This window comes from Thioclava sp. F1Mire-8 (assembly GCF_002213165.1).
Lineage (GTDB): Bacteria > Pseudomonadota > Alphaproteobacteria > Rhodobacterales > Rhodobacteraceae > Thioclava > Thioclava nitratireducens.
Map to the genome: position 1 here is coordinate 1,206,036 of NZ_NBNY01000001.1, position 12,879 is coordinate 1,218,914.

At 63.6% G+C, this 12,879-nt stretch carries 10 protein-coding genes; 5 read left to right on the forward strand and 5 right to left on the reverse strand.

What is annotated here, in order from left to right; all coding sequences use genetic code 11:
- Positions 1-71: 71 nt before the first annotated feature.
- Positions 72-674, reverse strand: coding sequence for a LuxR family transcriptional regulator (locus B6V75_RS05675; RefSeq protein WP_075776038.1), 603 nt, complete (start codon positions 672-674; stop codon positions 72-74).
- 99 nt (positions 675-773) lie between these two features.
- Here B6V75_RS05675 and B6V75_RS05680 point away from each other — a divergent pair, with 99 nt between their 5' ends.
- The 5 genes from B6V75_RS05680 (at position 774) to B6V75_RS05700 (ending at position 5,869) form a co-directional block, all read left to right on the forward strand.
- Positions 774-1,205, forward strand: a complete 432-nt coding sequence (locus B6V75_RS05680) for an autoinducer binding domain-containing protein (protein ID WP_088718979.1) — start codon at positions 774-776, stop codon at positions 1,203-1,205.
- Between the two features lie 313 nt (positions 1,206-1,518).
- Complete coding sequence (locus B6V75_RS05685; protein ID WP_088718980.1) at positions 1,519-2,571, forward strand: UDP-glucuronic acid decarboxylase family protein; 1,053 nt, start codon at positions 1,519-1,521, stop codon at positions 2,569-2,571.
- Positions 2,568-4,382, forward strand: a complete 1,815-nt coding sequence (locus tag B6V75_RS05690) for a glycosyltransferase (protein WP_088718981.1) — start codon at positions 2,568-2,570, stop codon at positions 4,380-4,382. The genes B6V75_RS05685 and B6V75_RS05690 overlap by 4 nt, the downstream gene beginning before the upstream one ends.
- Positions 4,383-4,414: 32 nt before the next feature.
- Entirely contained in the window at positions 4,415-5,326 is a 912-nt protein-coding gene (locus B6V75_RS05695) for a glycosyl hydrolase (protein WP_233243027.1), read from the forward strand.
- A gap of 288 nt (positions 5,327-5,614) precedes the next feature.
- Positions 5,615-5,869, forward strand: a complete 255-nt coding sequence (locus B6V75_RS05700) for a hypothetical protein (protein ID WP_146735105.1) — start codon at positions 5,615-5,617, stop codon at positions 5,867-5,869.
- 54 nt (positions 5,870-5,923) lie between these two features.
- On the opposite strand, the gene B6V75_RS05705 is transcribed toward B6V75_RS05700, so the two are convergent.
- The 4 genes from B6V75_RS05705 to B6V75_RS05720 are packed head-to-tail and all read right to left on the reverse strand — an operon-like array spanning position 5,924 to position 12,723.
- Complete coding sequence (locus B6V75_RS05705; RefSeq protein ID WP_088718983.1) at positions 5,924-6,730, reverse strand: efflux RND transporter periplasmic adaptor subunit; 807 nt, start codon at positions 6,728-6,730, stop codon at positions 5,924-5,926.
- Positions 6,731-6,742: 12 nt separating this feature from the next.
- The gene (locus B6V75_RS05710) at positions 6,743-8,737 is read right to left on the reverse strand and encodes a preprotein translocase subunit SecA (RefSeq protein WP_088718984.1); all 1,995 of its coding nucleotides are present in this window, start codon (positions 8,735-8,737) and stop codon (positions 6,743-6,745) included.
- Complete coding sequence (locus B6V75_RS05715; RefSeq protein ID WP_088718985.1) at positions 8,730-10,880, reverse strand: biotin/lipoyl-binding protein; 2,151 nt, start codon at positions 10,878-10,880, stop codon at positions 8,730-8,732. The genes B6V75_RS05710 and B6V75_RS05715 overlap by 8 nt, the downstream gene beginning before the upstream one ends.
- A gap of 1 nt (position 10,881) precedes the next feature.
- Positions 10,882-12,723 carry an HlyD family efflux transporter periplasmic adaptor subunit gene (locus tag B6V75_RS05720; protein WP_088718986.1) on the reverse strand — a complete coding sequence of 614 codons (1,842 nt, stop codon included), beginning with the start codon at positions 12,721-12,723 and terminating at the stop codon, positions 10,882-10,884.
- Positions 12,724-12,879: the final 156 nt, after the last annotated feature.

Sequence of the window (12,879 nt, forward strand, 5' to 3'; positions counted from 1 at the left end):
GAGCCTCCTTCTGGATAACTCCATCGAAACCACGAATTTGTAAAAAATTCACCCTTTTAGGTTGTACCAGCCTAGATGAGTCGCCTCGACGTCGCGATTGCGAGCATCTCGATCGCATTTCGCGCACCCAGCTTTCGGCTGGCAGAGGAAAGCCGGGCCTTCACGCCGCTCTCGGAAATCGCGAGTTTCGCGGCGATCTGCTTGATCAAGAGCCCATCCGCGCGGTAGCGGATCGCCTCGAGTTCGGCTGCCGTGAGAGAGCGTTGCGAGGCATCGACATGCAAGGTCTTGAGCATCTCGAACGCTTCCTGCAGCTCGGCATCGGTGAAGTCCCGATCCGACCGGAACAGCGCGGCGTGGCTGCGTCGCCCGACATCGCGCGGCGTGTTGAACGAGATTGTCGCGCCATAGAGAAGCCCCATGCGCCGCGCCATCCCGACGACGTCGCGGGGATCGTCTTTCAGATCGGCCCAGCGCACGTACCCAACATTGTGATAGACCCAGTGCATCGAAGGGTCCTGCACCACCAGACCGTGCTGAGTGTAGATGTCCACCCAGTCACTGTTCAGACGGTTGAGTTCGGCCTCAGGGAAAGAATAGCCAACCCTTAGCGCGAGATAAAACCCGGCAGGGGCGATTTGATTCAATCGCGTTTCGCAGTCCCTCAGTTCCATGATCTGATGGTCAATTCACTTGCACTCGATGCGGTCTCAGCCTACCGTCGCGCGGGACGCTGAGACCCTCTTCCGACAACCTAAAGACGAAATCCCGTGATGGAAACAGCAAACCGCAAGGAAATCGATAACCTTCTCAAGGAACTCGGTCAAACCTGCGACACCGGTTTCGCGTTTGCCCTGCATATCCGCTTTACCCGCCCGAACATCCTGTATCGCACCTACCCCGAGCCATGGATCGAGGAATATAGCGAGAAGGGCATGATGATGGATGATCCCGTCGTGCTGTGGGGCATGCAACACGAGGGTATCGTGCGTTGGGAGGATCTCGATGACCCCAAAGGGGTCTTGGAAGGGGCAAAAGCCCATGGCCTTCGGAACGGGTTGACCTGCGCGGTGCTGGAAAACGGCTCTCGTTCGATCTCGGGCTTCACCCGCTCTACCCAGCCTTTCTCTGAGGCCGAGGCGCAGGAGCTGTTGGAGATGACCGGGCAGCTACACAATCTTACGGCGGGCCTCTCTGACCTCTGAGACGCGGCCTTTCGCACCAGCCTCGCGCCGATTGTGCAAATCGAATCAACGGGTCTCTGCAATTCCGACTGGCCGAAGCCGCTGCACCTAATTCAACCTCGGCGTGTAAATTTCATCTAACCGAAGGTTGGTTTTTGTCGGCCATTCGAATTTCGGTCGAAAAGCTTGGCTTTCGCTTGATAGGCGCGAAAGGCGCCCCCTAACCTCTTAAGTATCTGTAATCGGGATCGACGGGCCTGGTCCGGCCCAAAGCGATTAAGTCGACATCAAACCGGACTGGGCAGTCGCTGCCGTTCTTCTGTGGGGGGGGAACATGACGCATCTGCCACGTTTCGAGACGCAAGATATCTCTTGGGCACGGCCGCGCCGCCATCGGGGGCAGTTGCGTTGTCTGGTTGCCGGAGGGGCCGGGTTTCTGGGATCGCACCTGTGCGACCGGCTGATCGAGGCCGGTCACGACGTTATCTGCATCGACAACCTCCAGACCGGGCGGCGACAGAATATCGCCCACCTGTCGGGGCATCGCGATTTCACTTTCTTCAGGCATGACGTCATCGCACCGCTGCGGATCGAGGGCGAGATCGACCGGATCTACAACCTCGCCTGCGCGGCCTCGCCGCCGAAATACCAGCTCGATCCGCTGCACACGTTCCAGACCTGCATCGCCGGGTCGCTGAACCTTCTGACCTTGGCCGAGGAGAAGGGCGCGCGCATTCTTCAGGCTTCGACCTCCGAGGTCTATGGCGATCCTGACATCTCGCCCCAGCACGAAGACTATCGCGGACGCGTGAACACCACCGGCCCCCGCGCCTGCTACGACGAGGGAAAGCGCGCGGCAGAAACACTGTTCCACGACCTTCAGGCCAGCCGCGGCATCGACACCCGCATCGCGCGGATATTCAATACCTACGGGCCCCGGATGGACCCCGAGGACGGCCGCGTGATCTCGAATTTCGTCACGCGGGCGATCCGTGGCGCGCCGCTCCAACTCTATGGCGGCGGCACGCAGACTCGCTCGCTTTGCTATGTCGACGATCTGATCAGCGGGCTGGTCGCGCTGATGGAAAGCGAGACGGTCGGCCACGATCCGGTAAATCTGGGCAATCCGGGCGAATATACCGTCGCCGAGCTTGCCCATATCGTGCGCGACATGTGCGATAGCCGGGCGCCACTCGTGGTTTCGGACCTGCCGCTCGACGATCCGGCGCAACGCTGCCCGGACATCACCCGCGCCGAGACCCGCCTGGGCTGGCATCCCGAGATCGCATTGCGCGACGGCCTAGTGCCGACCATCGCCTATTTCCGGGCCGAAATGACGGGCGCGGCATCCGAAGCCGCCCCCCCGATCGCGACGGCCGCGGAATGATCCAGCGCCCCGACATACGGGCCGCAATCGCGGCGGGGCATCTGGCACCGATCCTCTCCCCGAGACAGGCGCTGCGCTACCGGGTGCTGTTCGCGCTGTGGATGCTCGCCACGGTTTATTTCTGGAGCTGGTGGCTCACACCGTCGCATATCCTTGCGACGGTGCCTTATCTGATCCTCACCGGGGTGCTGATCTGGCTTCTGGCGATGCAGGTCTATTTCTTCGTGATCTTCCTGCAGGCGCTACGACCGGTCTCCCCCCTGCCGGAGCCGGGTCGCTGGCGCGTCGCGATGATCACCACGAAAACCCCGTCTGAGCCCTTCTCGGTTGTCCGCCGCACGCTGGAGGCGATGCTCGCACAGAATTATCCGCATGACACGTGGCTGGCCGACGAGGCGCCCTCGCCCGAAACGCTCGCATGGTGCAAGATCCACGGGGTGAAGGTGTCCAGCCGCCAGGGCATCGAGGCGTACCATCGCAAGGAATGGCCGCGACGGACGCGCTGCAAAGAGGGCAACCTCGCCTATTTCTACGACCACTGGGGCTATCGCGATTATGATATCGTGAGCCAGCTCGACGCGGATCACGTCCCGCAACCGGGCTACCTGCGCGAGATGCTGCGCCCCTTCGCCGATGAGGCGGTGGGCTATGTCAGCGCGCCCTCCATCTGTGCCGCCAATGCCAAGGAAAGCTGGGCCGCGCGCACGAGGCTCTATTTCGAAGCGGCGTTCCACGGCGTGTTTCAGGCGGGCTATACCGGGGTTCTGGCGCCGATGTGCATCGGCTCTCACTACGCGGTGCGCACCTCTGCGCTGAAGGAAGCTGGCGGGCTCGGCCCCGAACTGGCCGAAGATCACTCGACGACGCTCCTGATGAACGCGGCTGGCTGGCGAGGCGTTCACGCGATCGATGCGATTGCGATCGGCGACGGTCCGGCCACGGTGACCGACCTGATCACCCAGGAATTCCAGTGGTCGCGCTCGCTGTTGAGTCTCCTTCTGCGCTACATGCCGGACTATGTCGGCAAGATGCCGTGGCGGCTGAAGTTCCTCTTCGTACTCTGCCAGAGCTGGTATGTCTTCTTCGCGCTTTCGATGTCGACGATGTATATCGCCCCGATCATCGCGATCAGCTTCGACATGCGTTTTGCCGACGTTACCTATCCCGCCTTCGTCGGACATGTGCTGCCCACCGGCATCGTGACGCTGATTTTCGCCTTCATGCTGCGGCGCGATCAGTTCTTCCGTCCGCGCGATGCCAAGATCATCGCGTGGGAGAAAGCGCTCTTCGTGATGATGCAATGGCCTTGGGTGCTATGGGGCTGCATCATGGCCATCTATGACAGGCTATCGGGAAAATTCGTCGATTTTCGGATCACACCGAAGGGCGAAGCGGCCTCGACGATGCTGCCCGAGCGGATCATCGCCGTCTATGGCGGGCTGGCCCTGGGGGCCTTGCTGCCGGTTCTTTTGGTGGACAACGTCATCGAGGCGCGCGGGTTTTACCTCCTCTCCATGTTCAACGCCGCGTTCTATTTCGTCTTGCTGAGCGTGATCTTCGGCGCTCGCGCGCGCCGCGTTCAGATCGATTGGCGCGGCTGGCCCCGCGACATGGCGGTTCAGATGGGCACGCTGAGCGTCATCGTCTCGCTGAGTTTCGGAGCCCTTTGGCTCCGCGGCGGCGAAAGCGTCTACGCGCTCATGATCGGGCTGACATCGGTTCAGCTCGCAAAGGTCGAATACATCGTCTCGGGGGCCGGCATGGGCGCTCCGGGACAAGCGAAGTTCCACGTCAAACCGAGCTGGAAGTGACGGGGCTTCGCACTGAAAAGGAGGAGACTGAAATGGCTTATGATCTGATGACCCGTCGCGAGGTGATGGCCGGTGCCGCGGCGTTGGGACTGACCGTATCGGCGCGACCGGCATTCGCTGCGGATGTCAGTGTGCCGCCCGGCTCCTTGCCGTTCGGGGTCTATGATCCCGATGGTGATTTTGCGGATGTGTCGGGCGTGGTGATCGAACACCTGTTCCTGCCCTGGGAGGACGTTTTCCTTCCGTCGCTGAATGATGCCGATAGCTATGCGCTCGAACGCAACCGCGCACTTCTGGTGACACTGGAGCCCTGGACATGGTCGCGCTCGGAGCGCAACACCGCGCAATATCTGCGCCGCGGGATCGAGCGGGGCGAATACGACGCCAACATGATCGCGGTGGCCGATGTGCTGGCGACGCTGCAAAGCCCCGTCACCCTGCGCTTCGCCCATGAGATGGACGACAAGTCCGGCCAGTTCATCTGGTCGGACTGGAACCCCGACGACTACATCGCGGCCTATCGCCGGATGACCGACGTCGCCCGCGACCGGGCGCCCAAGATCAACCTGATGTGGTCGCCGCTGGGCGACGAGAACATGGGCGACTATTACCCGGGCGACGACTACGCCGATATCGTCGGGCTCACGGTCTTCGGACTGCAGGCCTGGGATCAGGCCAAGTTCGGGCGCGATCAGACCTTCGACGACATCTTCGCGCCCCGCTACGCTCGGGCGGCGACCTATGGCAAACCGGTCGCGGTGGCCGAGCTCGGCTATGTCGGAAACCAGTCCTATGTTTCGATGTGGCGCGACCGCGTCCGTCAGGAATTGTCGGATTATCCGAGCCTCGTCGGCGTCAGCTACTTCAACCAGCGCGAGGTCTATCCGTGGCCGGAAGGGTTCGGCGCCCCGGATTGGCGAATCAAAAATCAGGTTTTGACGTAACCCACCACGGATAGTGGCGAGTTTTCGCCTATCACACCACCTCTAGACAAGACCTTGATGCCGCGCGGGAAATCCTCCCGCGCGGCACTTTTGCGATTTGCCATGATCTTGCCTGCTTCCCGCCACGTCACCTACCAACTTGACCCATAGGCTGGGATCGACCAATCCTTCTGCATGAGGACGCAATCGGCCCTCTTCCGCGCAGATGGGAAGGGCCAGACCGCAACACGAGCAGACAGGATTACAGTTCCGATGACGTTTTTATCCGTGAAAGCGGCCCGCCTTGTCGTGGCCGGCCTGATCTTTGCTGCCCCGCTGAGCAGCGCCCATGCGCAACAAGCCGGCATGCTGGATCTCAAACCGATCCGCGTCGCCGCCAAGAGCACGGCCGGGCATGGCAGCGCCAAGTTCGACTGGCTCGCCGGGCGCACCAGCAAATCGCAAGCGACCCCGCGCGTCGTTCAGACCCGGTTCATCGGCAAGGGCAAGTGGATTTGCTCGCCCGCGGGTTTCGGCAAGAAAGCAAACTGCTTCCAGCGCTGAGCGCCGCGCACATGCATGGGATGACGGCCCTGTCCTAACCGGGCCGCCTCGCGCTCATTCGGCGGGGAACCCCACGGTGCAATCGATCCCGGCGGGCAGTTTTCCCTCGGGATTGGGCAGCGCGAGACGCACCCCGAACGTGTCCGAGGCCGCATCGAAGACCTTGTCGACGACGCTCACCGTTGCGTCGTATTCGCCGCCCACGGGCGCTGCGGGATAGACTTTCAACACCTGACCCTTCTTGACCCGGTCATACATCGCGGTCGGCAGGAAGACCTCGACATGCAGCGGGTCGATCTGCGCGAGCTGCGCGATCGGCGCTTGCGAATAGACATATTCGCCCGGCCCCATCATCCGCGTGATCACCAGCCCGTCGATCGGCGAGCGGATTTCGCGCCGCGCCAGTTGCGCCTCCACTCGCTGCAGATCGAGCTTCGCCAGATGCTGGTCCATCTGGGCCGAGCGCAGCTCCAGTTGCGCGACCTCCGCATTGGTCTGCGCCTCCTGCACCTGCGCATCTGCCATCACGTTACGCTTGCCCATCTCGGTCGCGCGGTCGGCGGCCTTTTGCAGCAGCGCCACCTTGGAGCGCGCGATGTCGATCGGCCCCTCATCCTGCGCGCGTTCCCTCGCATAGGTCAGCTGCGCCTCTTCCGCCTTCGATTCCAGCTTCGCGATCGGGTCGCCCTTCTTCACCGTATCCCCGCGCGAGACGAAAACCTGATCGATCACCCCGTCCACCGCCGAGCCGATCTCGAGCACTTGCCCCGGGTCGATCAGGCAATCGAAGCGCTCCTGATCCTGCGCGAGCGCCGCACCGGGACCGAGGGCCAAAAGAAGGGTGATGGAAGTAAGCCGCATGGGTGGTCCCTTTCAGTTGCCCCTGCCGCTGAAGGCGAGCAGGTCTTCGAGATTGTCGTCGGCGCGCAGAAGCGCTTTGCGCACGCCCGAATGGCGCGCTTCGGTCGCACGTTGCGCAAGCCGGGTCACGGGCGCGCCGATCAGCCACGGCACACGTCCCTTCCCGCCCGAAAAAGTGCGGATCAGGCTGGAGAGCCGTGTGCCGTAGAAGACCCGCAGCAAATCGTCCTCGAGCGAGACGAAAGTGATGAAACTGCCCGGATCGCCTTGCCGTCCGCAGCGCCCGAAAAGCTGACGATCGATGCGGCGCGCGTCATGGCGGCCCGTCGCGATGACATGCAGCCCGCCAAGGGCGCTCATCTGCTGATCGATGCGGATATCGGTGCCGCGCCCGGCCATGTTGGTCGCGACCGTGATCCGCCCATGCCCGCCCGCTTCGGCGATGATATGGGCCTCGTGCTCGGTCTCGCGGGCGTTGAGCACGCGATGCGTCAGCCCCTCTTCTGTCAGGAGCGCGCTGATCTCTTCCGAGGCGGCGATGGATTGCGTGCCGATCAGGATCGGGCGGCCCGTCATGTGAACGCGTTTGGCCTCGGCCAGCACGGCGCGCCATTTCTGATCGGCAGTCGCGTAGTGCCGCTCGCCCAAGTTCTTACGGCGCGAGCGGCGGTTCGTCGGGATGCGCTTCGTGCGTAGCCGGTAGACCGCGCGCAGCTCGCCGGAGACTTCGGCCGCGGTGCCCGTCATGCCTGCCAGCGTCAGATAGCGGCGGAAGAAACGCTGATAGGAGATGCGGATCAGCGTCTCTTGCCGCCCCGTGATCTCGCACCCTTCCTTCACCTCGATCATCTGGTGTAGCCCGCGCTCCCACGAGCGGTCGGACATCACCCGGCCGGTATATTCGTCGACGATCTGAACGCCCGCCTCATCGACGATGTAATGCTTGTCGCGGTGATAAAGATGCAGCGCCGAGAGCGCCTGCCGCGCCAGTTCCTCACGGTGAATCTCGGTCGCCCAGACGCCCCCGAAATGCGCGCTGAGCTGGCGCAGCCGCGCCTTGCCCAGATCGGTCAGTTCGACCTTCCATTCCTTCTCGCGCACGGTGAAATCGCGCGGCCGGGTCAGTTTGCGCCCGATCTCGACGGCGCGCTGATAGGTCTGCTCCAGCCCCGAATGATCGCCCGCCCGGGTGATGATCAGCGGCGTGCGCGCCTCGTCGACCAGCACGCTGTCCGCTTCGTCCACGATCGCGTAGCATAGCCCGCGCATCAGCAACCGCTGCCGTTTCGGATCGGTCTTCGACAGCCCCTCCAGCGCCATATGCAGCGCGCGGGTCTCGCCTTCGAGCACCAGCCGGTCCTTGAGGTAATCGAAGGCCAACTGCTTGTTCGTGCAGTAACAAATATCGCAGGCATAGGCCGCCTGGCGTTCCTCGGGGCTGAGCCCTTCGATGATAACGCCGACGCTGAGACCCAAAGCCCGATAGAGCGGCCCCATCCATTCCGCATCGCGCGCGGCAAGGAAATCGTTCACCGTCACGATATGCACCGGCACGCCCGACAGCGCCATGATCGCGGCGGGCAGCGTCGCGGTCAGCGTCTTGCCCTCGCCGGTGTCCATCTCGGCGATCCGGCCCCGCAGCATCGCGCGTCCGCCCAGAAGCTGCACGTCGAAGGGGCGCATCTGAAGCGAACGTTCGGACTGGATGCGCACCAGCGCGAAGGCACGGGCCACCAGATCGGCGCGCAACCCCTTCACCCGCAGCTTCTGCGCGACCTCGACACGGGCTGCATTGAAGGCATGCGCCTCCAGCTTCGCCAGCGTCTTCTCCTCCTTCGCGACACGGCGCAAAAAGCCCGCGCCCGCCGCCGATTTGACCGAGAAGAATTGCGAGACCCGCCCCACCGCGCTCGCCATGATCCGGTCGAGCGTGCCGAGGCGTTCATCCTCGCGCTCAGGGTAGAAGGCGGTCAGCAGGCCGGGGCGCTGGACGAGTATCTCAGACATCGTAGAGCCTCAGGAACAGCTGGCGCAGCGCGCGATAGGCCTGAAACCCGATCGGCAAACTGCCGTGAGAGAAACGCACCTCGACGCGCCGACCCAGCAGCGGCAGCGCGGCGTCGGGGGCCATCTCCAGCTCGAACTCGAAGACCCGTTGCAGCGTGCGCAGCCCCTTGGTGTCGCCCGGATCGACGGGAACGGTGCCGCCGCCCTGCAGCCCCAGCGCGGGCGTCGGCAGGTCGCGGATGCCGCCGGGCACTTCGCGCACGATGGTCGCGGGATAGCTCTGGCCGCCATATTCGACCGGCATCACATCGACGCGGCCCGTCGCGTTGCGCACCAGATCGACATCGTCCTGACCGACGACAACGCGCAACGCCGCCGTGTCTTCCTCGGTCAGAACGTAGGAGATCACCTGCCCGCGCTTGGCGAACCTTCCCTGCAGATCCTCGCCATTGGGCACCACGGCCAGACCTGCGCGCGGTGCGCGGATCGACAATTCGTCCAGCTGCTGGGCCAGCCGGTTGCGGTCTTCGCGGGTCGCGGAAATCTCCGCCGCGATCATCTCGGCCTCGACCCTGTCGGTGCGCACCGCCGCCTGACGCTGCAGCTCCAGCCCCGCAAGTTGCGAGTCCAGCACCTCGAGCCGCGCGCGCAGCAGCGGATCGTCGAGCTTGATCATCACCTCGCCCGGCTTGACCGCGTCATAGGTCGCGACCGGTACCTCCGTCACGAAGCCGCTGGTTCCGACACGCACCTGCGCCTGTTCGGAAGGCCATGTCACCCCGCTCACCACGGATCTATACGGTGCTGGCAGCACGAAAAGGATCACGAAAAGCGCGGCGATGAGCCCGCTCGTCACGAGGATCGCACGCGGCCTGTTGGAGCGGAGTTTCGGACTGGAAGACAGAAAGGACATGGATTTGCCTATGGGCACAAGGATCTGCGTCGTGATCGCCCAAGCTGCCAGCAGCACCCCGATGAAGAAGAAGCGGCCGGCGATATAGGTGATGATCGCGAACATGATGAAGAGGCGATAGATGAAGGCGGCGATCCCGTAGAACAGGAACCAGCGTTTCTCGGCGGGCAGCGAGGTGACGGGTTCCGCCTCTTTCATCCCGAACAGGTATTTCTGCGCGAGATAGGCGTAGTAGCGGTTCGCGCGCTGGCCAAGATTGGGGATCTCCAGCCAATCGGCGAAGACGTAATAGCCATCGAAGCGCAAGAGCGGGTTGCCGTTGAACAGAAGCGTAGAGACGCCCCCGATCAGCATCACGTTATAGGCGACCGCATGGGCCGCGCCGGTCTCGGCATTAAGCCAGACGAAGAGCGCGATCGAGGCGAGGAACAGCTCCACCATGATCCCGATCCCTCCGACCAGCATCCGTTGATACTTGTCACGCAGTGCCGAGGCGGCGGAGGCGTCGACATAGGGCACAGGCACCAGAACCAGCAGCATGATCCCGATTTCATGGACCTCGCCGCCGTTCTTCTTAACCGCATATCCGTGGCCCAATTCGTGAAACGCCTTCACCACCGGATAGACCAGCCAGAGCACGAAGAGGTTCTTCGGCGTCAGCACCCGGTCCGCGATGTTGTCGGTGATCGCGCCGAAATTGATCGCGGCGAAGATGAAACCCGCGAGCACCACCAGCACCCAGATCACCGCAAAGGTGCGGGTAAAGAAGGGGCGCACGAAGGGCATGGTGCGGGTGAGAAACGCGTCCGGGTCCCAGATCGGGATTCGGACGGCGAGCGGCGACCAGATCTTCTGCTTGATCTGCATCGACTGGTGGCGCTGGTAGCGGCGGAACAGCTCGCGCCCGTCGGGCGGCACGTCACAGATCAGCGCATCGGCGGCGTGCAACTGCCCCATCAGCCGGATCGCCTCGTCCTGCGTGGGGGCCTTCTCGCCAAGCTGCTCGTTGGTGGTGTTCCACAGCTCGTCCATCGAGCGTTTGCCGTTCATCAGCCCGACCAGCCGCCACGCGGCTGGCGAGATACGATGGAAGCGCCCCGTCGCGATGTCCTGGATCACGAACCAGACGCGCCCGCGATAGTCATGCCGATGAACCGCGACATGCCTGCGCAGGCGCGGTTTGAGATCCTTCACCCGATACCAGGACGGAGAGAAGAGCGAGGTGGCCATGTCACGGCCACCAGGACCAGAGCGTCATGCGCACCCAGAGAACGATCCGCCGGGTCCAGATCCAGACCAGGCGGTGTTCCTCGACCTCGATCTTTGCGACCCCTTCCATACCGGGGCGCAGCGCGTTGATGGGCCCGTCGGTAACGGAGGCCTCGACGAGGAACTTGTTCGCCCCGGCTTCGGCATTGGAGATCGGCGTGACCCGGTCGACCTTCACTTCGATCGGGGTGTCGGGCAGCGAGGCGAGCACCAGCGCCCCGCTCTCGCCCGCCTTTACGTCCTTCACGTCGCGCTCGTCCACGCGCAGCATCACGCGGTAGTCGTTGAGCGGGGCGACCTGAAACAGCACGTCGCCGCGCCCGATCGGGGCTCCCAACGCCTGCGTCAGATCACCCGAGACCACGACCCCGTCGAAGGGCGCCTTGATCACCATCCGTCCGATTTCCTGATCGAGCAGTTCGATCTGCGCATCCGCCTGTTCGATCTGGCTTTGCAGGATCAGTGCCTTGGCGCGCTCGCGCTTGGCCATGGCTTGGGAATATTCGCGGCTCTGTTTGGATTTCTGGCTTTCCCATTTCAGCCGCTCGAGCCGCAGGTCGCGATCGTCGAGCTTGGCCATCACCTCGCCCGCCTTCACGATATCGCCCGCGCGCGCATCGGCCTCGGCCAGATAGCCTTCGATGGGTGCCGAGATCGCGCGCTGGATACGGCCCTCGACCGTCGCATCGGCGGTCACGCGATACATGCCCTTGGCGAACCACGCGAAAGCCAGCAAAGCGACCAACGCAATCGCGGCCAGCTTCAGGGCCGCGTGATTGGGGCCGAACAGCGCCTTGAACGTATTGACGCTGGCATCCCATGTCTTCGCGGGCAGCCAACGATCCTCGCGGCGCTTGATCGCCAGAACCGGGCCCAGCAACACCCCCGCATATTCCGCCATCTGGATCGTGTCGCGCCCGAACGGCTCGTCCGCCGGACGTTCCAGCACCAGAGCGCCGACCAGCTTCTTGTCCTCGGTCAGCGGCACCGTGCAGAGCGTCGCCCCACCTTCGATCTCCGACAGTGTCGCATGGGCGCGCAGCACCCGTTCGCCCCCGTCCTCGGGTGGCGGATAGCTCAGCACCGCCTGCTGATCGATCGCCTCGTCCATCGCGGCTTCGATGGCGCGCACGAGGTTGGATCGCTTGCCGAAGCTCGCCGAGTTCGACAGCGCCCGCACGCGCGCATGACGCCCGCGCGTCAGGCCGATCGCAACCAGTTCGCAATTCAGCACACCCGCAAGTTCCGAGGCCACCGCGGTCGCGGCTTCGGTGAAACGGTCGTAATGCAGGCTGGTGGCGAGCAGTTCGATCACCGAGGCGAGGCTGTCGCCCGAGCCGCCCTGCTTCCGGCGCAAGAAGGCCTCGAGCCAGCCCGTGCCCCATTGCAGCTGATCAATTGCCAGGTCAGTGCGCGCGTCCGGGTTCGCGCCGATCTGGATTGCCGCTGCGCCGCGCAGATGGCCCTCCATCCGGATCGGCACCGCGATGGCCGCGCCGCCTTCGCTCAGCGTTTCGATCACCATCCGCTCGGCATGGATCGCGCCGTCCACGGCGGCCATCAATTCGCGTTTCGGTTTTGCATTCTCGGGCCAGACCCCGGCAGGCTCAAAGCGGCTCCGCCCGATCCCCGCAAGCACCACCAGCCCCTGCTCCAGACCCGTAACCTGCCGCGCCATAGCGTCGAGCCAAGCCTGCGACACATGCGACCGGTCGGTCCCCGCTTTCAGCCTGCCGAGGGTTTCGGAATCCAGAAATACCGAGCCCGTCGCCTCGCCAGAGGTTGTCCCCGCGTGTTGCTGCAAAATGGCTCCCTCAAGGGTGCTCCCCAGCGCCCTTTGTCCGTCCCTGTCCCTGACAAGGGCCGACCGAACGGCAAAATCGCCCCTTACGTTAAGTAAAGGATTAGTTCGCGATTCAAGCAAGAAAAAACGTGGCAGTTGAACGCACTGGGCGCCGCG